The following is an 18530-nucleotide window of genomic DNA, read 5'->3' on the forward strand; positions in this document are numbered from 1 at the left end:
TCGTTCAGAGCGGGCTGTCCGGGCGGACGAGGCCGGTGCGGTAGGCGATGACGACGAGCTGGGCGCGGTCGCGTGCGCCGAGTTTGGCCATGGCCCGGTTGACATGGGTCTTGGCGGTCAGGGCGGTGACGAAGAGGCGTTCGGCTATCTCGTCGTTGGACAGGCCCATCGCCACCAGCGCGACCACCTCGCGTTCGCGCGGGGTGAGCGGGGCCAGCAGGGGCGGTGGTTCCCAGCGGGCCGGATCCGGCTGGGCAAGGAAGCGGGAGATGAGCGCTTTGGTGGCGGCCGGCGAGAGCAGGGTGTCACCGGCGACGACGGTGCGGATGGCGCCGAGCAGTTCGTCGGCGTTCATGCCCTTGCCCAGGAAGCCGCTCGCCCCGGCGTGCAACGCCTCGACGACGAGGTCCTCATGCTCGAAGGTGGTGAGCACCAGCACCTTCACCCCGGCCAGGTCCTCGTCGGCGCTGATCATCCGGGTGGCGGCGAGACCGTCCAATTCGGGCATGCGGATGTCCATGAGCACCACGTCGACCTGGTGGGTGCGGGCGAGTTCGACGGCCTCGCGCCCGGTGGCCGCCTCGGCGACCACCTTCATGTCCGAGGTGGAGTCGATGAGCATGCGGAAGGTGTCGCGCAGCAGCGCCTGATCGTCTGCGAGCAGCACCCGGATGGTCATACCCCGCCCCTTCGCCCGCTCCGGTGCGGCAGCTCGGCCGCCACCCGGAATCCTCCGCCGGTCCGCGGCGCGGCGCTGAGCGTGCCGCCCACGGCCTTCACTCGTTCCCGCATTCCGATCATCCCGTAGCCGGATCCGGTGTCGCCAGTCGCGTGGCCATCGTCCTCGACGGTGATGCGCAGCCGGTCGGGCCGGTAGTCGAGGGCGATCCGGGCGGCCGGTACGCCCGCGTGCTTGCTGGTGTTGGTCAGGGCCTCCTGAATCAGCCGGTATGCGGTCAGGTCCGCCAGCGAAGACAGCTCGACGGGTTCGCCCGTCCGCTCGACGGTCACGTCCAGACCGGCGTGCCGGAAGGATTCCACCAGCGCCGGGAGTTCCGCGAGACCGGGCGAGGGCGTGCGCGGATCCACCGAATCCCCTTCCGTGCGCAGCACTCCGACGGCCGCGCGCAGATCGTCGAGCGCGGTCCGGCTGGTGTCGCGGATCCGTTCCAGCGCCTCGTAGGCGTGTTCGGGATTGGTGCGCATGAGGTGGTGGGCGACGCCGGCCTGCGCGTTCACCAGGGTGATGTGGTGGGCCACCACGTCGTGTAGTTCCCGGGCGATGCGCAGGCGTTCCTCGGTGACCCGGCGACCGGCCTCGGCTTCGCGGTCGCGTTCGGCGGCCTCGGCGCGTTCGAGGGCGGCGGCCAGCAGTTCGCGCTGGCTGCGCACCGCGTCGCCGGCGGCCACGCCGAGCAGGGTCCAGGCGATCTGCGACAGCGCCTGGGGCAGATCCCCGGGACTCGGCTGGGAGATCAGGATCGCCGCCACCAGCGGCACCGCGGCGCACACGCCGACCAGCCACGCGGTGCGCCGCTCGCCCCGATTCGCCACCGTGAACAGTGCGACGGCGGTGGCCGCGGGCGGCGGTGTGGAGTACGGGATCACCAGGTAGCGCGCCACTTCCACCAGCACGGTGGCGGCCACCACCGGGATCGGCCACCGGCTGCGGACCAGCAGCGGTACGCAGGTGAGCGCGAGCCCGCTGACGGCCCGGTCCATCGGGCTGTGCCGGAGGTACGCCATGGTGGCGGCGACCGGCGTGGCGACCAGGAAGCATCCGATCGCGACCGCGAGGTCGGCCGCCCAGGGCCGGACTCGCAGCCAGCACCGCAGCCGGGCGATCATCCGCACGTCGTCAAGGTACCTACCCGCCGTGCGCGGCGGGGTGACCCGGCGCGGTGACGCGGCCGCGGTATTCGCGCAGCGTGCGGACGCTGTTCCAGCCCAGCGCCCCCACGATCCGGTCTCCGCTGCGGTAGAGCGCGACGAACTTGCGCTCGCGCGGGTCTCCCGCGACGATCTCGGCACGCGAACCGGCGGGACACCAGCCGTGCAGCTGGATCTTGCTGCCGTAGTGGTCGGTCCAACCGAAAGGGGTTGGCGCATAGGGTGTTTCCTGTCCGGGTTCGGCGAGCAGGTTGCGGGCCGCGGCCATGGCCTGCTCGCTCGCGTTGGTGCGCTGCTCGAATCGGACCCGCGCACCGACGGCCGGATGCGGCCAGTTGGCGACGTCACCGGCGGCGTACACGCCCGGCGCGGCCCGGCAGTATTCGTCGCACCGCACCCCGTCACCGATGGGCAGGCCGGATTCGGCGAGCCAGTCGACCGCGGGCGTCGAGCCGACGGCGACCACCACGACATCGGCCGCCAGGCGCGTCCCATCGTCCAGCACCACCGCGGCGACCCAGCCGTCGCCGACTTCGATATCGGTAGCCTTGCGGCCCATGAACATTCGCACCCCGTGGTCGCGATGCAGCTCCGCCACCAGGTCCGCGACCTCGTCACCGAACTGGCGGGTCAGCGGGGCGGGCTCGGCGTCCACCAGGGCGACATCCAAGCCGAGTTCCCGTGCCGACGCGGCGATTTCGCTGCCGAGGAAGCCCGCGCCGAGCACGACAACCCGTGGACCCGCCGTCAGTTCGGCGCGCAGCGCGAGCGCGTCGTCGAGGGTTCGCAGCACGTGCATCCCGGCCGGCTCGTGCCCGAAGGGCAGGCGGCGGGGTCGCAGGCCGGTTGCGACGATCAGGCCGTCGTAACGCACCCGGTCACCCCCGGCGAGGGCCACCGTGCGCGCGGTGAGATCCAGACCTGTTGCGCGGCAACCTGATCGCAGCTCCAGTCCGAGCCGTTCGATCGCCTCATCCGGACGCAACGCGACATCCTGCCGAGTGCCGGTGAGCACCTGTTTCGACAGCGGCGGCCGATCGTAGGGCGCGTGGAGCTCCTCGCCGATCAGGGTGATCGTGCCGGTGAAGCCGTCGTTGCGCAGCGTCTCGGCGGCGGTGAGGCCGGCGGCCGAAGCCCCCACCACGACAACATGATCGAGGGCGGGCACTACTGCTCCACCCGGATGGCCAGGGCCGGGCAGCGCGCGGCGGCGTCCAGCACCTTCGGCAGCAGTTCGGCGGCCGGGTTCGCGTCGAGCAGGACGACGATGCCATCCTCGTCGCGCTGGTCGAACACCTCCGGCGCGGCCACCACACACTGACCACCGCCACAGCACTTGATCTCGTCGATGTCGATCCTCATGAAATGCCTCCTCTCCTACCAGGTCACCGGGAGTTCGTGGACGCCGTAGACGACCATCTCGTCGCGCATCGGGACCGCCTCGAGCGGTACCGCGAGCCGCAGCTCCGGGAAGCGTTCGAACAGCGCGGTCAGGGCGATCCGCAGCTCCAGCCGGGCCAGCTGCTGGCCGATGCACTGATGGATGCCGAAGCCGAACGCCACGTGCGGGCTGTGCAGGCGCAGCAGGTCCAGGGTTTCCGGATCGTCGGGGAACTGCGCCGGGTCGCGGTTGGCCGCGGGCAGATGCGCGACCACGGTGCTGCCCGCCGGGATCACGTGGCCGCCTATCTCGACATCCTCCAAAGCCGTTCGGCGAACACCGAATTGGATGACGCTCAGATAGCGCAGCAGCTCCTCCACCACGGCGTCGGCGTGCTCGGGCGCGGCGCACAGCAGCGCCGGCTGGGCGGGATCGCGCAGCAGGCACAGGGTGCTCAGGGCGATCATGTTGGCGGTGGTCTCGTGCCCGGCGACCAGCAGCAGTACGCCGATGCCCGCGAGTTCCTCGTCGGTGAGGTCGCCGTCCCGGACCAGCGCGCTGAGAATGTCCTCGGCGGGCTCGGTCCGTTTCTGGACGGCCAGCCGGTGGATCAGCTGGTTCAGCTCCCGCTGGGCCTGCGCCACCTCCTCGGGCGGCGCGCCGAGCCGCAGCAGGGTGGCCGAATTGTGCTGGAACTCGGCACGATCCGCGTACGGCACCCCGAGCAGTTCGCAGATGACCAGCGAGGGGATCGGCAGCGCGAAGTCCCGCACGAGGTCGATCGGACCGGTGGCCGCCGCCATGGCGTCCAGGTGCTCGGCGACGATCCGCTCCACCGCCGGGGCCAGCGCGCGGATGCGCCGCACCGTGAACTGACCGGTGAGCATCTTGCGCAGGCGGGTGTGGTCCGGCGCGTCCATGAAGATGAACCAGCCCGGCGGGGCCGGCGGAATCTCTTGCGAGCCACGGTGATTGCCGGTGACGCCGCGGCGGCGTGAGCTGAAGCGCGGATCGGACAGCACGGCCCGCACGTCGGCGTACCGGGTGACGAGCCGGCCGTCGATGCCGTCCGGCAGGGTGACGTGCGCGACCGGATCCTGCTCGCGCAGCTCCCGGTATTCCCCAGGCGGGCTGAACGGGCAGGTCCGGACCACGGGCTGGCTCCCGGCGAGCTGTGTTGAGGTCATCGACGTCCCTTTCCGAACGAGTGGCGATCCGCTGCTGCGGTACCAACCACCCTGCCGCCGGGACCTGGTGGCCGTCGTCGTCCGGACGTGGACTTTCGGAGTACCGCGCGCGCGGTATGCCGGCTACGCGCCGGGCGCGGCGACGTGCTCGCGCAGGCGGTCGAGGTAGGGGCGCTGGCCCTTGACGAGTTTCTCGTGCGCGGTGTCGAGGTCGAACCAGGCGGTCCGGTCGATCTCAGGGAATTCGGTAACTCGCCCGGATCGCGGCGGCCATTCCATTTCGAATGTGCCCGGCACCACCAGCGCCGGATCCAGGTCGCCCTCGACGGCCCACACCGTGACCTGCTTCTTACTGCTGCCGCTGCCGTACTGGACATCGCCGAGCGGAATCCATTCCCCGTCCGGCACGGGCAGGCCGAGTTCTTCGACGAATTCGCGGCGGGCGGCGTCGCGGGCCTGCTCCGCGGCGGGCTCGTACTCGCCCTTGGGGATGGACCAGGCGGAGGCGTCCTTCTTCGCCCACAGCGGTCCGCCCATATGCCCGATCAGCACTTCGAGGCCGGTGGTACGGCGGAACAGCAGGACTCCGGCGCTGTATCTGACGCTCATGGCACCGAGTTTGCCGAATCGGCGCGCGGGCGCACACTTCGGGCGCTACTGTGGGCGGCACTGCGGCAACCCGGACGTTCAGGATTATTTCCCAATAACGGACGAATATTCCCCGCGTGGCCTCTTGCGCCCGAAACCTGTTCGGCAGCATCGCCTTCCATTAAGCTCCTGAATTCGGATCGGCCACACACTTGACGACGGATTGGATAACCGCATGGAGTTCCGCAGCACCTGCGCGACTGCCACCCTGGTGATCGGCGCGCTCGTGACCCAGGCCGCCGTGCTATCGATGGCAACGGGCCCGGCGAACGCCGAGCCCACCGTGCCGGTCCTGGTGTACTCGACCAAGCTGGTCGACAAGACCGTCGTCACCACGCTCAAGGGCGGCACCTTCGAACTGTCGCAGCCCTCCGCGGACTCCACGACCCCGGACATGGCGGTCAAGCCCGCCGACGTGGTGAACGTGAAAGACGCCGACGGCAAGCTGCTGCTCACCCTGCCGCTGGCCTTCCACCTCGGACCCATCGACATTCCGGTCAAGCCGGAGGTACAGCAGGACGGCACCGTGCTGGCCCTCACCCCCGAGAAGCCGGCCGATGTCTCGCTGTCGCAGCCGCTGGTCGTGAAACCGGTTGCCTCGCAACTGGAGAACGACCGCGCACTGAGCAGCTTCACCACCCAGTTCAGCCTCGCCACCGCCGTCGGCACCTTCGTCGGCACCGCCATCGGCGCGACCATCGGCTGCGTCGTCACCCTGGTGGCCGGCTGCATCCCGGGCCTGACCACCGGCGCCGCCGCGGGCGGCATCATCGGCACCATCGCCCTCGGCGGCCCGGTCCTCATCGCCTCGGGCATCGACCTGCTCTCCACCATGCAGGCCCCGGACGGCAGCACCAAGTGGGCCGACAAGACCGCGGCCGCGCCACAGCCCGCTCAGCCGGCAAACTGACGCGACCGGCGCCGGTGGGCGCCAATTAGGTGATTCCACTGTGCAATCCGCCGTGCCCGCCGGTGGCCGGCTACCGCGGGAAGCGGGTGGCACGAATGTCCTGGACGGCGGCGTCCAGATCGGCCGCCACACGTTCGAGTCGCGCCCCGAGCTCGGGTGCCGGGTTCATCCCTATCGCGTCCCGCAGCGCCCGCCCCGAGGCCTGGACGCGCTCGATCACCCGGTCGTGCAGGTCGTGAGCGATGCGATCGCGGTCCGCCATGACCGCGATCGTCGCCGAGTCCCGGTGGCTGCGCAGGGTGTCGCGCTGCACCTGCTCGTGCATGCGCACATTGACGATCTTCACGGCCGCGATGACGGCGAGCGCCTCGATGATCCGCTCATCCTCGTCGCTGAACGCGCCTCCGCGTTTGTTGGTCAGGTACATGTCGCCGAGGAGCATGCCCCGGTAACGCAGGGGCACGCCCAGGAAACTGCGCATGGGCGGATGCCCCTCGGGCCAGCCCTCGAAGAGCGGACTCTTGGTGACGTCGGCCAGCCGGACCGGATGCTCCCCGCACAGCACCGCGCCGAGCACGCCCCGGCCGTGCGGCCAGTGCCCGATCCGGCGCACCGCCTCCGCGTCCATACCGACCGGAAAGAACTGCCCCAGCCGGCGTTCCCCACTCCCGTCGTCCGGTCCCAGCAAACCCAGTGCGCCGTACTGCGCATCGACCAGCCGGACCGCCGCGGTCACCAGCCGCCGCAGCACCAGATCCACATCCAGGTCCGAGACCACGGCGTACACCGCCTCGACCAGATCGTGCAGTCGTTCTCGCGAGGCAGCCAGTTCACGCAGTTCGTCCGGTATGACAACCCATGGCTCATCGGACATGTCGCACAGGCTACCCAGCGGCAACCTCGAGGTATTCACGTTCGAGACCGGGTGTCGCCGAAGAGATCACGAGACACGCCGCGACACGCGGAGTTCAAGATCGAGGCGCCCGCAGACGAGGAGTTTTGCCGGGTTTTCCGCAGCGCCGGATCGCGCGGTGGACTCAGCGGGCGCGGCGCAGGTCCGCGGCCAACCACGGATGCTCGGCGACCGCGGCCCACGCCCTGCCCCAGGGGAATTGGCGGCGGTGGTCCGCGCCGTCGCCGGGCTCGTGCGCCTGCTGGGTGTCATCACCCGCGAGAACGGTTACGCCCCAGCCGGAAAGGCTGCGCATCGCCTTCTGCAGCGGCGGGAAACCGAGCTGGGCGTCGTTCGAGTACGGCACCGCGACGATGGGCAGCCTCTTGCCCACCCCTTCCACCAGCAGCCCGAGCGGAAGCGTGTCCGAGATGCCGACGGCCCACTTCGCCAACGAATTACCCGTGAGCGGCGCCACGATCATCGCGTCAGCGGGCGGCAGGACATCCGGTTCGTCCGGCGCCTTGTACTCGTTCCGCACCGGATGACCGGTCTTCCCCTCGAGCGCGTCCACATCGATGAACCGCCGCCCGTACGGCGAGGCGACTACACACACGTCCCAGCCGTCCGCCTGTGCGAGATCGACCAGTGTGCCCACATCGCCGGCAGCGGGCGAACCGGTCACGATGGCGTAAAGGACGGGGCTCCCTTGATCGTTCATGGGTCTATCGTCTCCCGGCGGGAAGGATCAAGGGGCGGGTCCAGGATCGGGCGGCGGTGCCGAGATAGTCGGCGACCCTGGGGAATTCGGTGCGCGGCCGCGGCTCGTCACCAAGAAGGGCGACCAGTTCGTCACGGCGTCGCGGGGCGAGCGCCATGTCCCTCATCCGATCGATCCCGAGCCGCCGACCTGGATTCCGGGCCGCGTCGCCCGGTTCGGTGCCTAAACCCGTAGACCGTTGATGAGGGCCAGGACCGCGGGTTCGGTTTGGGCGCGGGCGGTTTCGGGGTCCTCGGCATTGGCGATGAACATGGCCGCTTCGCCGAGGGCCGAGAGGATCATCAGGGCGAGGGGGCGGATGTCCAGATCGCCGCGCAGGACGCCGGCCGCGATCCCGGATTCGAGGCCGGCGACCACCAGGCCCAGACCGTACTTCTCGTCGACCGCGCGCCACTCCTGCCAGCCCAGCACCGACGGCGCGTCGATGAGGGTGATGCGGACGCGTTCGGGGTCGACGCAGGAGAGCAGGAAGTTGTGCAGCCCGGCTTCGAGGACGGCCAGCGGGTCGGCCGGCGGGGCCTCGGCCATGGTTTCGGCGACCTGCTGCAGGATCTCCTGCTGCACCTGTTCGTAGACCGCGCGGAACAGGTCTTTCTTGTCCTTGAACTGGTGGTAAAGCGCGCCGCGGGAGCTGCCGGCGCGCTCCACGATCTCGGGGGTGCTGACCGACGCGTAGCCGCGTTCGGCGAAGAGTTCGCGCGCGGCGGCCATCAAATTCGCGCGGGTCGACTCGGATCGTTCGGCTTGCCTGATCATCGACACCTTTCTGGCTCTGTTGGTGGATCGTAGCGCGAAGCCATTGAAAACAGGCAGCCTGTTTGTTAGTTTGAAATCATTCTTCACCGTCTCTGCTCCTAGAGGAGTCATCCAGATGACGCACACCATCTCCCCCGAATCCCGCGCCGCCTGGCGCGACCCCGCCCTCGGCGCCCGCCGCGAGCTCGCCCTGCCGCAGGGCACGCTGAACGTCTTCGAGAGCGGCAGCGGCGATCCCGTCGTCTTCGTGCACGGACTACTGGTCAACGCCAACCTGTGGCGCCAGGTCATTCCGGGACTCTCCGGCGAATTCCACTGTGTGGCAATCGATCTGCCCTTCGGCTCGCACACCATCGCCATGCCCGGCGCTGACCTGAGCGCTCCCGGCCTGGCCCAGCTGGTCATCCAGGCCATCGAAGAACTCGGTCTGGGCCCGGTCACCCTGGTGGGCAATGATTCCGGCGGCGCGTTCAGCCAGCTGGTCGTCGCCGCCCGCCCCGATCTGATCGCCCGCCTGGTGCTGACCTCCTGCGACGCCTACGAGAACTTCCCGCCGCCGTTCTTCGACTACATCGGCCTGGCGGCCCGCACCCCGGGCGCGCTCACCGCCCTGGCGCTGAGCATGCGCATCCGCCCGGTTCGCCGCCTGCCCATCGCCTACGGCTGGCTGGCCCGCGGCCCGATCGAGCGCGCGGTCAGCGACTCCTATGCGCTGCCGGTCGGCACCAAGGCCATTCGCGAGGACGTCCGCCGCACCATCGGCGGGCTCGACAACCAGTACACCCTCGCCGCCGCAAAGACTTTCGCGGATTTCAAGAAGCCGGTGCTGCTGGCCTGGTCGGCCGGCGATCGCTTCTTCCCGGACCGCTACGCCGAGCGCCTGGCCGCCGAGTTCCCCGATGCCCGCATCGAATGGATCCGCGATTCGCGCACCTACTCGCCGGAGGATCAGCCCGCGCAGCTGATCGGTGCGATCCGCGTCTTCCTGGACGCGACCCGCGCCGAGACCCGGCCCTGACCGGGCGGACGGCACGCTGACCGGGCGTCAGAAGTCGCCGTCGAAGCCGCCGATATCGCCGTAGTCACCGAAGTCCTGGCCGCCCAGGTCGGCGCCGGGGTCGTAACCACCCTGGTCATAGCCGCCCTGGTCGGAACCGGGATCGTAGGCGTTCTGGTCGTAACCGCCGTCGGCGGCGTCCAGCCCGGCCTGATAGCCGTCGCCGTAACCGCTCTCGAAGGCGGCCGAGTCGTAGCCAACGCCGGACATCCCGCCGAAGAGGGCGTTGAACAGCACCGCCGAGCCGACGCCCCAGGCGCCGGCGACCAGGGCGGTCTTCCACCACGGCTCGGAGTACCAACCGGCCGGAACGGGACGGCCCGCGACCCGGCCACCCGGGTAATAGTTCGGGGTGGAGGGGGACGGCGTGGGCGAGGCCTCGATGCGCCGCCCGTCGTATTCGATCGCGCGATCCTCGGTCACCCGGCCGGCACTGCGCTGCCCCTCGAGCTCCGGTACGGCCGGGCCCGGGTCCATCCCCATGGCCGAGCGCGCGGCCCCCACGTAGTAAAGCCCTTCCAGCGCCGTCTCTTTCGCCAGCCGGGCCTGCGCGGGCGTGGTGGCCTGCTCGATCTGTGAGCCCGCGGCATTGAACCGCTCCCCCGCGTCGGCGAGGGCCTGCTTCGACGCGTCGTCCGTGCCGGTGAGGTTGTAGACCTGCCCGCCGAGCCGCTCGATCACCCGGCGCGCATCAGCCTTGGCGTCCTCGAGCTGGGTGCCGGAACGCGAAAGTTGTGCGCGGTTGACCGCCACCACAGCCAGCAGGACAACCACCAGGACGAGGAGCAGAACGACGACCGTAGCCACGCGACCAGCCTACGCGGCAGCATTCGCCGTACTGTTGCTACGCACTGTGATCTTCCTGAAGGCTCGACCTACCCGGCCACTGCGACAAAACGCGTGTTGCGGCGACCTGGATCAACCTCCTCTTCGTCTAGCTCCGACACCGCGAACTGACGTTTGCCCGCCGTTTTCGCCGAATACATGGCCCGGTCGGCGCTGCGCAGCAGATCCGAGAAGTCGAAGTCCCGGCCGGGCGGGCAGAAGGCGGTGCCGACACTCGCCGACGCCGGAACCGGGCCCGCGGCCGTGTGCACCGGCTCGCACAGCGCGGACAGCACCCGCATGGCCAGCTCGCCCAAGCTATTGCGCCGGGCCGGCAGCGCGACCACGAACTCGTCGCCGCCGTAGCGCGCGATCACCGTCTCGGCCGGGCAGGTCGCGCGCAGCCGCTGGGCAATGGTGACCAGCACCTCGTCGCCGACCGTGTGGCCGAAATTGTCGTTGATCGCCTTGAAGTCGTCGAGATCGATGAGCAGCAGCCCGACCCCGCGCGCCGGATCGGTGGACATCACCCGCACCCGCTCCTGCAGCAGTGAGCGATTGGCCAGATCGGTGAGCGCGTCATGCGTGGCCTCGTGCCGCAGCCGGGTCTGCAGGGCCGCGATCTCCTGCACCCGCACCGACACCGCCTCCGAAAGACTGCGTTCCTGCTGGGCGAGGGCGCGCTGCTGAAGTGCCTCGGCGTACGCGTCGATGGCCTGGCTCGCGATGAACGACCAGCGGGTGGCGATCAGGGAACCGCGCACGCCCGGCGAGAGCCCCAGCAGCGCGCGGCTGGCGGGGGCGAGCATGCGGGTGCGGTCGAACGGTGATTCGGCCAGACTGCGGCCGATGCGGCGGGCGGCCCGCACCGGAAACGGTTCGGTCCCGGCCAATTCCAGCAGATCGTCGATGACCCGGCCGAAGATGCGTTCGAGTTCATCGGAGGGAACCGCGGGCGACTGGCCCAGCGCGGCGCTGCTCGCGCCGGGGTGCACTGCCCGCACCCATTCCCGGATGGTCACCGCCACAATGGCGGCGGTTCGGGTGTCGAGACGGAGTTGCATGCGCACTCACCCTGCATACGTCATGCCAGGACCGGCCACCACGCCGGTCACGCCCTTCGGATCGAACTCACTACTACGCGGTCGGCCACACCAGTGGTGCATGCTCACCGCCCCCTTTCCAGATACCCCCGTCCGGACAAAAAGGATCCTAGCAAGCCACCCGGCATCGAAAACCCCTGATTCAGAACAGGTTCCCGCTGCCTCGCGAATGGCGATCGGATGTGTCATCGCTGGTGGAGCCCCGGTGTTACACCCAATTTCGGCATGTTTTTCGCGACTCGCCGAACCAGTCCTCCTACCGGCCGTGACGTGCGGTAACGCCACCTGATTGGCATTCCTGGAGTGAGGTTCGGTACAGTGCTCAACGCAGACGGCATCCACGATGCGGTCGGCGCGGGTGTAGTTCAATGGTAGAACCTCAGCCTTCCAAGCTGATGGTGCGGGTTCGATTCCCGTCACCCGCTCTTTCCCGTTCAGCGGGAGCGTCGAGTCCGACGCGCAACGGGGTGTAGCGCAGCTTGGTAGCGCATCCGCTTTGGGAGCGGAGGGTCGCAGGTTCAAATCCTGTCACCCCGACCATCTTTCGAATCGCACCACCCCGGATAACGGCGAGCAGGGATCACGCCGGGTGACATCGCGGTCTGCTCACCAGAAACCACCTCACCGTTCACGCCCGATTCATCGAGGGCAATGGTCATGCGGCGCAGCGCATTACGATCCTCGGCCGCCAGGCCGGTCCGGCAAACGGCAGTGAACCGTGGCGGCGCGCATCGGACGCTGGGCGTTGAGGGCAGCCACGCCCGAGATCGGCGAGCCGGGATCCGCGGCAGCCTCACGCCGCTCAGGCGGTATTGCTACAGGAGGGCGAACACTATCGCATCCGACACGCGATACCCGCCCGAAAACGCGATTCCGGTAACCGGATGTTGTGCCTCCGTTTGCGCTGTGTTATCGATTTAGAGTGCTGGTCGACCACAAGATGAACGTTTCCAGCTCGGTGCTGTCCGGCAGCGGGACTCGTTCTCGGCTCGTCCCGGCCGCCGGGCTGGGTCTGGCGGTGGTGTTGCTGATGGTCGCGCAGGTGTGGGCGTCGGCACACGGGGTGATGGGCCCGCTACGCAGCCTGGTCGACGACTACTTCGCGAACCCGCAGTCGGCGGCCGTATCGTGGGCCGGACTAGGACTCGCGTGCATCGGGGCGCCCGCCCGGGTCCGGGTCGTCAGCCTGGTTGCCGCCGCGGTGCTGGACCTGCTGACCCTGGGCCTGCAAGCGGCCTGCGGCTGGCACATTTCGATCGGCACCGGACCGACGCTGGTATTGACGGCCTTGACCGTGGTCGTGCTCCGCTGGGAGGGTGAGCGCCGCCGGACCGCGCTGCAGGCCATCGCCTTCGGCGCGCTGCTGATCATGGCCTCCAAGCTCGCCGACACCTGGCTGATGGTCAGCATCATCACCGGGCCGCGAGTGCTCGACCAGTACGTCCAGCTGGCCGACCGGGCACTGGGCGAACCGGCCTGGCTGGTCGGGCGCGCGCTCGAGGCGCTGGGCCCGGTGCCCTCCCATGTACTGCACGTGGTCTACATCCAGCTGCCGGTGGCGGCCGTGGTCGTCGCGGTGTGGCAGCTGCGCCACGTGTCGAGGAGCGCGTGGCCGCGGCACCACCTGGTGCGAACCTTCCTGGTGCTGGGCGTGATCGGCCCGCTCGGCTATGTGCTCTTCCCCGTCGTCGGCCCGGTCTTCGCCTACGGCCCGCTCGGCCACGGCCTGGAGATCGGCGACTGGCCGCAGGTCTGGCCGGCGCCGGCCCACGTTCCGCAGCCGATGCTCTTCGACTCCGCGACGGCTCGCAACTGCATGCCGTCCATGCACACCGCCTGGGCCACGGCCCTGTTCATCCACTCCCGCAACGCGCCGCGCTGGCTGCGCTGGGCGGGCGCCTTCTGGCTGGTGTGCACGCTGCTCGCGACACTGGGCTTCGGCTACCACTACGGCGCCGATCTGGTGGCGGGCGCGGTGCTGACCCTGACCGTGGAATCGGCGCTGCGTGATCCCGGGCGCGGGTGGGACCTGTACCGGGTTCGGATCGTGTCGCTCGGCACGTCGGTTCTCGCCGGACTGTTGCTGTCCTATCGGTTCCTGGCTGCGACAATGGCGGAGTATCCGCTGCCGACCGGGGTGGTCGTGCTGGGCGCGCTGGCCACCGTATCCTTCGTCTTCTACGCGACTTGGTTCGCACGGCCGGGTACCCGGTTGGCGTACTGGGGCGGCCGGACCCCGGCCGACGGATTTGCCACCAGTTAACCGCTCCCCCAATGCAATCCGCACACTTTGCGCACCAGCCGAAAGGGTTACTGTCTCCCTGATGATCACTACGCGGGCGGGGCAACGTAATTTGCTGCGCAATCTCAAGTCGGAGGGCCGCCCGGGACTGCCCCGTATTCCGATCATGATCGGAGTCCTGGTGTCGGTGGCGATCACGGCGATCTTTTCCGCCATGCACGGTTTCCTCGATCTGCAGGTGTACCGGGTCGACACCCTGGGCTGGCTGGAGCACGGCACCCTGTACGGCCCGACCCTGCCGGTGGCGGGTCACACCGATCTGCCCTTCACCTATCCGCCGTCCGCGGCGGTGTTGATGATCCCGCTCGCCATCATGCCGCTGTGGCTGGCCGAGTTCATGGTGACGGCCAGCTCGCTGGCCTGCCTCGGGGTCACCATCTGGCTGGTCCTCTCGCGGGTCCGCCGGGATCTGGACGCGCGCGCGAAACTCACGCTGAGCGTGGCGGCGGTCGTGCTCATGCTCGCCGTCGAACCCGTCCGCACCACACTGTGGTTCGGTCAGATCAACCTCGTGCTCATGGCCGCCGTCGCCCTCGACTGCCTGACCGAGAAGCCGCGCTGGCCGCGCGGCGTCCTGATCGGCGTCGCCGCCGTCACCAAACTGACCCCTGCGGCCTTCGTCCTGTACTTCCTGATCCGCCGCGATTGGAAGGCCGCGGGCACGGCCGCCGCCACCGCGGCCGGCGTGATCGGCGCCGGATTCGTGCTATTCCCACGAGAATCGCGCGACTACTGGCTGCACGCCATCGCCGACACCAACCGCATCGGCTCCCCGGACTACGTCGGCAACCAGTCCCTCAAGGGCATGGTCTTCCGCCTCGGCCTGTCGAATTCGGCCGCGACCGCGGTGTGGCTCGGCCTGGCCGTAGTGGTGGTCTGCGTAGGCGCCGTCCTGATGAGCCACCTGGTCGGTCTCGAGCGCCGCGGCGCGGCCGCGGCCGATCCGGTGAGCCCGGTGACCATCCTGTCGGTGACCGCGCTGCTGGTGAATGCCGCGGTGCTGCTGCTGATCTCGCCGGTGTCCTGGACCCACCACTGGGTCTGGGCGGCGCCCGCCCTGATCACGGCGGTCTCCTGGGTCACCACGAATCCACGCGTCGCCCCGTTCGCGGCAACCGGCGCCTTCGCCCTGTTCTTCCTCATCGGTCCGGGCATCGTCCCCAACGGCAAGCACCAGGAACTGGCATGGTCGTGGTGGCAGCACATCCCGGGTGACATCTACATCATCGCAACCGCGGCCCTGCTCGCCGTCGGCTTCGGACAGCTGCTCAGACTGCGGGCCCGCGCCGCCCTCGACCGGACCCGGTAACCGCTCAGCGCGGCTGACAGTCAGGGCACCAGAACAGGTTTCGGGCGTCGAGCACCGAATGCAGGACCGTGGCGCCGCACAGGCGGCACGGGTCGCCGGCGCGGCGATAGACGTAGGTGCGGGGCTTGTCCTTGGCGTAAGCCGGTGCGCCGTGGTCGTCCTCGGGACGAACCACGACGATCTTGCCGCGGCGGACGCCCACCTTCATCAGCTCGACGAGGTCTGCCCAGATGGCCTGCCATTCCTCATAGGAGAGCCGGGCGCCCGGACGGTCGGGTGAGATGCCTTGGCGGAACAGAACTTCCGCGCGGTAGACATTGCCGACGCCGGCGAGGATCTTCTGATCCATGAGGAGTGCGCCGATCGGGCGCTGGGAGCGGTGGATGCGGCTCCAGGCGCGGTCGGGGTCGCCGTCGCGGCGCAGCGGGTCGGGGCCCAGGCGTGAGGTGAGGGCGTCGACCTCGGGGGCGAGCAGGATCTCGCAGGCGGTGGGGCCGCGCAGATCGGTGCCGTGCAGCTCGCCGTTGCGGCCGCCGCCGATCAGGCGCATGCGGACCTCGCCGACCGGATCGTCCATGGGCACCGCGGATTCGGTGAACTTGCCGTACAGCCCCAGGTGGATGTGCAGGGTGACGCCCGAATCATAGTGGTGGAGCAGGTGTTTGCCCCACGCCTCGGCGCGGGTCAGCACCCGGCCGTCGATCAGCGCCGCGCCGTCGGCGAATCGCCCCTGCGGGCTGGAGACTCGGACCTGACCGCCGGCGAAGCGCTGGTGGTGCAGCTTCGCCAGGCGGTGCAGCGTATGGCCTTCGGGCACAGGTCAGTTCGGGAGGGCCGGGGGAACGCCGGTCTTCTCGTACTCGGCGAGGATGTCGATGCGACGCTGGTGCCGCTCCTCGTTCGACCACGGGGTGGTCATGAAGGCGTCCACGATGGCGAGGGCTTCCTCGGTGGAGTGCATGCGGCCGCCGATGCCGAGCAGCTGAGCGTTGTTGTGCTGGCGGGCGAGCTGTGCGGTCTCCACGCTCCAGCCCAGGGCACAGCGGGCGCCCGGCACCTTGTTGGCGGCGATCTGCTCGCCGTTGCCGGAGCCGCCGAAGACGAAGCCGAGCGAGCCCGGCTCGGCGACCACGCGGCGGGCGGCCTCGATGCAGAAGGCCGGGTAGTCGTCGAGGGCGTCGTATTCCAGCGCGCCGCAATCGACGACATCGTGGCCCTGGCCCTCCAGGTGAGCCTTGACGTGGTTCTTCAATTCGAAGCCGGCATGGTCGGCACCCAGGTATACGCGCATGGCAGCGATTCTGTCAGCACACCCGGCCGAGGTCCGCACGGGGCTCTCACCCCGCGAACCCGTCACGTGAGCCGCCTCATGGCGACGACCCCGCCTCGACGCCGGTGAAACGTACTATCCAGGCATGACGTCCGACAGTTCACACACGCCGAACGCCTACGGGGGGCAAACCGCTGGCGGCCCATCGGGATCGCCGCCCACCGGAAGCACGCCGGCCTGGAATCCCGTCACCGGCACGACCAGCTGGGATCCGCGGCTGGGTCCGCCGGGATGGGCTCCGCAGCAAGAGTATTCGCCGCCCTCGCCGCCGGTGGTGCAGCAGACCCGCGGCCTGTCCCCGTTCGGGATGCCGGCGCGGCACAGCTGGGAGATCCCGCTGCTGGTGATCGTGATCGTGGCCACCGCGCTGGCGTATCTGTTCGCGTTGCTGCTGCTGGTGTCCGGCTACGCCGGCCAGCTGGTGCTGGCCCTGGTGTTCGCACCGCTGCTGGTCTATCTGGGTCGTGGCCTGAACTATGCGACCCAGCGGGTGAACGGCGTGAAGATGTCGCCGACCCAGTTCCCCGAGGGCTATCGGATGGTGCAGGAGGCCGCGGCCAGGTTCGGGATGGCGAAGGTGCCCGACGCCTTCGTGGTGCTGGGCAACGGTCAGATCAACGCCTTCGCCTCCGGGCACGGCTTCCGCCGCTTCGTGGTGGTGTACAGCGATCTGTTCGAAATCGGCGGCGCGGCACGCAATCCCGAGGCGCTGGCCTTCATCATCGGGCACGAGGTCGGGCACATCGCGGCCGGGCACGTCTCCTACTGGCGGCAGCTGGGCATGTTCCTGGCGCCGTTCCTGCCGATCCTGGGCAGCTCGCTGATCCGCTCCCAGGAGTACACGGCCGACAATCACGGCTTCTGCAATCGGCCGCAGGGTGCGCCTCCGGCCATGCAGACGCTGGCGGGCGGCAAGTATCTGAACAATCTGGTCGGTTTCGACGAGATGGCCGACCGCGCGGCCCAGGAGAAGGGCTTCTTCGTCTGGATCGTGAACGCCATGTCCAGCCACCCGGTGCTGACCTGGCGCATGTGGGCGCTGCGCGACCGCAGCCGCCACGGCAAGCTGTTCTGGCGGCCCGACGCGCCACAGCGTTCGATCGCGGCCCCGCCCTACAGCGGCTATCAGCCGCCGTACCCGGGCGGATACGGCGGTCCGCCGCCCGGATATGGCGACCCCACCACCTATCACGAGTACCAGCCGCAATGACGTCTCGCGACAGCGAGCGCGGGCGAAATCTCCGAATACGTGTCGGCACAACGTATTTCGCGAGACGGGAGCGCCTCCCCGGGCACGGCCGAAATCGGGTTGCCCCTCGACCGCAGGCCCGCGTGCCCGCCGGTGCACGGCTCTCGGCCGTGCACTGAAGGCCCGGGGAGGTGGAGGAACTCAGTCGAAGACGGGATCCTCGGTGCGGGTCCGCTTGAGCTCGAAGAAGTGCGGGTAGGAGGCCAGCGCGACCGCGCCGTCCCACACCTTGCCGGCCTCCTCGCCGCGCGGGATGCGCGAGAGCACCGGCCCGAAGAAGGCCACGCCATTGATGTGGATGGTCGGCGTGCCGACATCCGGGCCGACCTTGTCCATGCCGGCGTGGTGCGAGGCGCGCAGCGCCTCGTCGAAGTCGGTGGCCTGGGCGGCCTCGGCGAGCGCGGCGGGCAGGCCCACCTCGGCCAGCGACTCGGCGATGATCTGCGCGAGCAGGTCCGCGCGGGAGCCGTCCTCGCGCTCGTAGTCGGCGCGGCGGTTGTGCAGGCGGGTGCCCATCGCGGTGTAGAGCGGGAGCAGCACCTTGTCGCCGTGCTCCTGGGCCGCGGCGATGGCGACCCGCACCGGGCCCCAACCGGTGGCGAGCAGCTCCTCGTACTGCGGGGGCAGGCCCTCACGGCCTTCGTTCAGCACCGACAGGCTCATCACGTGGAAGTGCGCCTCGATATCGCGGACCTGCTCGACCTCGAGGATCCAGCGGGAGGTGATCCAGCACCACGGGCACAGCGGGTCGAACCAGAAGTCGACCCGGTCCTTCTTGGTGTCGCTCACAGGGAAGTCCTTTCGCAGTCGATCGACGGCCCGAGGGCAGGGCCGTACTCCAAGGGCAACAACTCGGATTGTTGCCGATATTTCCGCGCCGCCCGACTGCACCCGGGCTAGGGTCGGATCA

General features: G+C 69.4%; 20 protein-coding genes and 2 tRNA genes. 7 read left to right on the plus strand and 15 right to left on the minus strand.

All coding sequences use genetic code 11. From position 1 onward, the window contains the following. Positions 1 to 4 precede the first annotated feature (4 nt). The 6 genes from ON33_RS18735 to ON33_RS18760 form a co-directional block, all read right to left on the minus strand. Positions 5 to 679: a response regulator transcription factor gene (locus tag ON33_RS18735; protein ID WP_040860214.1), complete on the minus strand. Its 675-nt coding sequence runs from the start codon at positions 677 to 679 to the stop codon at positions 5 to 7. Continuing rightward, positions 676 to 1848: a sensor histidine kinase gene (locus ON33_RS18740; RefSeq protein WP_040860215.1), complete on the minus strand. Its 1173-nt coding sequence runs from the start codon at positions 1846 to 1848 to the stop codon at positions 676 to 678. Before ON33_RS18740 ends, ON33_RS18735 begins: the two co-directional genes overlap by 4 nt. Positions 1849 to 1867: 19 nt before the next feature. Further along, the gene (locus ON33_RS18745; protein WP_218001467.1) at positions 1868 to 3034 is read right to left on the minus strand and encodes an NAD(P)/FAD-dependent oxidoreductase; all 1167 of its coding nucleotides are present in this window, start codon (positions 3032 to 3034) and stop codon (positions 1868 to 1870) included. A 23-nt stretch (positions 3035 to 3057) separates the two neighbouring features. Continuing rightward, on the minus strand, positions 3058 to 3252 hold the full coding sequence (locus ON33_RS18750; protein ID WP_040860217.1) for a ferredoxin: 195 nt from the start codon (positions 3250 to 3252) through the stop codon (positions 3058 to 3060). Positions 3253 to 3267: 15 nt separating this feature from the next. Further along, complete coding sequence (locus tag ON33_RS18755; RefSeq protein WP_040860218.1) at positions 3268 to 4458, minus strand: cytochrome P450; 1191 nt, start codon at positions 4456 to 4458, stop codon at positions 3268 to 3270. 123 nt (positions 4459 to 4581) lie between these two features. Next, complete coding sequence (locus tag ON33_RS18760) at positions 4582 to 5067, minus strand: NUDIX hydrolase (RefSeq protein WP_040860219.1); 486 nt, start codon at positions 5065 to 5067, stop codon at positions 4582 to 4584. A 214-nt stretch (positions 5068 to 5281) separates the two neighbouring features. Here ON33_RS18760 and ON33_RS18765 point away from each other — a divergent pair, with 214 nt between their 5' ends. After that, positions 5282 to 6016, plus strand: coding sequence for a DUF8020 domain-containing protein (locus ON33_RS18765; protein ID WP_040860220.1), 735 nt, complete (start codon positions 5282 to 5284; stop codon positions 6014 to 6016). 70 nt (positions 6017 to 6086) lie between these two features. On the opposite strand, the gene ON33_RS18770 is transcribed toward ON33_RS18765, so the two are convergent. The 3 genes from ON33_RS18770 to ON33_RS18785 form a co-directional block, all read right to left on the minus strand. After that, positions 6087 to 6890, minus strand: a complete 804-nt coding sequence (locus ON33_RS18770; RefSeq protein ID WP_051152442.1) for a GAF domain-containing protein — start codon at positions 6888 to 6890, stop codon at positions 6087 to 6089. 163 nt (positions 6891 to 7053) lie between these two features. Next, positions 7054 to 7629 (minus strand): flavoprotein, encoded by a 576-nt coding sequence (locus ON33_RS18775; RefSeq protein ID WP_040860221.1) that lies wholly within the window; start codon positions 7627 to 7629, stop codon positions 7054 to 7056. 222 nt (positions 7630 to 7851) lie between these two features. Then, entirely contained in the window at positions 7852 to 8445 is a 594-nt protein-coding gene (locus ON33_RS18785; protein ID WP_051152443.1) for a TetR/AcrR family transcriptional regulator, read from the minus strand. Between the two features lie 115 nt (positions 8446 to 8560). Here ON33_RS18785 and ON33_RS18790 point away from each other — a divergent pair, with 115 nt between their 5' ends. Further along, a complete protein-coding gene (locus tag ON33_RS18790; RefSeq protein ID WP_051152444.1) occupies positions 8561 to 9463 on the plus strand; it encodes an alpha/beta fold hydrolase in 903 nt (300 codons plus the stop codon). 27 nt (positions 9464 to 9490) lie between these two features. Here the strand turns inward: ON33_RS18790 and ON33_RS18795 are convergent, their stop codons facing one another. Together ON33_RS18795 and ON33_RS18800 are read right to left on the minus strand one after the other, a co-directional pair. Beyond that, positions 9491 to 10309, minus strand: coding sequence for a hypothetical protein (locus tag ON33_RS18795; protein ID WP_040860224.1), 819 nt, complete (start codon positions 10307 to 10309; stop codon positions 9491 to 9493). A gap of 68 nt (positions 10310 to 10377) precedes the next feature. After that, positions 10378 to 11391: a GGDEF domain-containing protein gene (locus ON33_RS18800; protein ID WP_040860225.1), complete on the minus strand. Its 1014-nt coding sequence runs from the start codon at positions 11389 to 11391 to the stop codon at positions 10378 to 10380. 393 nt (positions 11392 to 11784) lie between these two features. Between ON33_RS18800 and ON33_RS18805 the strand changes: the two genes are divergently transcribed. Next, positions 11785 to 11855 (plus strand) — tRNA-Gly (locus ON33_RS18805). A gap of 38 nt (positions 11856 to 11893) precedes the next feature. After that, a tRNA-Pro gene (locus ON33_RS18810) sits at positions 11894 to 11970 on the plus strand. On the opposite strand, the gene ON33_RS41355 is transcribed toward ON33_RS18810, so the two are convergent. Further along, the gene (locus ON33_RS41355; protein ID WP_157184596.1) at positions 11949 to 12089 is read right to left on the minus strand and encodes a hypothetical protein; all 141 of its coding nucleotides are present in this window, start codon (positions 12087 to 12089) and stop codon (positions 11949 to 11951) included. The genes ON33_RS18810 and ON33_RS41355 overlap by 22 nt on opposite strands. 281 nt (positions 12090 to 12370) lie before the next feature. Here ON33_RS41355 and ON33_RS18815 point away from each other — a divergent pair, with 281 nt between their 5' ends. Both ON33_RS18815 and ON33_RS18820 read left to right on the plus strand, forming a co-directional pair. Continuing rightward, on the plus strand, positions 12371 to 13693 hold the full coding sequence (locus ON33_RS18815) for a phosphatase PAP2 family protein (protein ID WP_040860583.1): 1323 nt from the start codon (positions 12371 to 12373) through the stop codon (positions 13691 to 13693). Between the two features lie 61 nt (positions 13694 to 13754). Continuing rightward, positions 13755 to 15041, plus strand: a complete 1287-nt coding sequence (locus tag ON33_RS18820) for a glycosyltransferase family 87 protein (RefSeq protein WP_051152445.1) — start codon at positions 13755 to 13757, stop codon at positions 15039 to 15041. Between the two features lie 4 nt (positions 15042 to 15045). Here the strand turns inward: ON33_RS18820 and ON33_RS18825 are convergent, their stop codons facing one another. Next, entirely contained in the window at positions 15046 to 15858 is an 813-nt protein-coding gene (locus ON33_RS18825) for an Fpg/Nei family DNA glycosylase (protein WP_040860226.1), read from the minus strand. Positions 15859 to 15861: 3 nt separating this feature from the next. Next, entirely contained in the window at positions 15862 to 16332 is a 471-nt protein-coding gene (locus ON33_RS18830; protein WP_040860227.1) for a ribose-5-phosphate isomerase, read from the minus strand. Between the two features lie 124 nt (positions 16333 to 16456). Here ON33_RS18830 and ON33_RS18835 point away from each other — a divergent pair, with 124 nt between their 5' ends. Further along, a complete protein-coding gene (locus tag ON33_RS18835; RefSeq protein WP_051152446.1) occupies positions 16457 to 17581 on the plus strand; it encodes a M48 family metallopeptidase in 1125 nt (374 codons plus the stop codon). A gap of 180 nt (positions 17582 to 17761) precedes the next feature. Here the strand turns inward: ON33_RS18835 and ON33_RS18840 are convergent, their stop codons facing one another. Then, positions 17762 to 18409, minus strand: coding sequence for a mycothiol-dependent nitroreductase Rv2466c family protein (locus tag ON33_RS18840; protein ID WP_051152447.1), 648 nt, complete (start codon positions 18407 to 18409; stop codon positions 17762 to 17764). Between the last annotated feature and the right edge of the window lie 121 nt (positions 18410 to 18530).

This window comes from Nocardia niigatensis NBRC 100131 (assembly GCF_000308655.1).
GTDB lineage: Bacteria > Actinomycetota > Actinomycetes > Mycobacteriales > Mycobacteriaceae > Nocardia > Nocardia niigatensis.

What these genes read in the sequence shown, in the direction of transcription:
- ON33_RS18830 (WP_040860227.1), bottom strand. Translation starts at nt 16,332, where the DNA reads ATGCGCGTATACCTGGGTGCCGACCATGCCGGCTTCGAATTGAAGAAC.
- ON33_RS18785 (WP_051152443.1), bottom strand. Translation starts at nt 8,445, where the DNA reads ATGATCAGGCAAGCCGAACGATCCGAGTCGACCCGCGCGAATTTGATG.
- ON33_RS18790 (WP_051152444.1), top strand. Translation starts at nt 8,561, where the DNA reads ATGACGCACACCATCTCCCCCGAATCCCGCGCCGCCTGGCGCGACCCC.
- ON33_RS18770 (WP_051152442.1), bottom strand. Translation starts at nt 6,890, where the DNA reads ATGTCCGATGAGCCATGGGTTGTCATACCGGACGAACTGCGTGAACTG.
- ON33_RS18765 (WP_040860220.1), top strand. Translation starts at nt 5,282, where the DNA reads ATGGAGTTCCGCAGCACCTGCGCGACTGCCACCCTGGTGATCGGCGCG.
- ON33_RS18820 (WP_051152445.1), top strand. Translation starts at nt 13,755, where the DNA reads ATGATCACTACGCGGGCGGGGCAACGTAATTTGCTGCGCAATCTCAAG.
- ON33_RS18760 (WP_040860219.1), bottom strand. Translation starts at nt 5,067, where the DNA reads ATGAGCGTCAGATACAGCGCCGGAGTCCTGCTGTTCCGCCGTACCACC.
- ON33_RS18750 (WP_040860217.1), bottom strand. Translation starts at nt 3,252, where the DNA reads ATGAGGATCGACATCGACGAGATCAAGTGCTGTGGCGGTGGTCAGTGT.
- ON33_RS18815 (WP_040860583.1), top strand. Translation starts at nt 12,371, where the DNA reads ATGAACGTTTCCAGCTCGGTGCTGTCCGGCAGCGGGACTCGTTCTCGG.
- ON33_RS18740 (WP_040860215.1), bottom strand. Translation starts at nt 1,848, where the DNA reads ATGATCGCCCGGCTGCGGTGCTGGCTGCGAGTCCGGCCCTGGGCGGCC.
- ON33_RS18755 (WP_040860218.1), bottom strand. Translation starts at nt 4,458, where the DNA reads ATGACCTCAACACAGCTCGCCGGGAGCCAGCCCGTGGTCCGGACCTGC.
- ON33_RS18775 (WP_040860221.1), bottom strand. Translation starts at nt 7,629, where the DNA reads ATGAACGATCAAGGGAGCCCCGTCCTTTACGCCATCGTGACCGGTTCG.
- ON33_RS18800 (WP_040860225.1), bottom strand. Translation starts at nt 11,391, where the DNA reads ATGCAACTCCGTCTCGACACCCGAACCGCCGCCATTGTGGCGGTGACC.
- ON33_RS18735 (WP_040860214.1), bottom strand. Translation starts at nt 679, where the DNA reads ATGACCATCCGGGTGCTGCTCGCAGACGATCAGGCGCTGCTGCGCGAC.
- ON33_RS41355 (WP_157184596.1), bottom strand. Translation starts at nt 12,089, where the DNA reads ATGACCATTGCCCTCGATGAATCGGGCGTGAACGGTGAGGTGGTTTCT.
- ON33_RS18835 (WP_051152446.1), top strand. Translation starts at nt 16,457, where the DNA reads ATGACGTCCGACAGTTCACACACGCCGAACGCCTACGGGGGGCAAACC.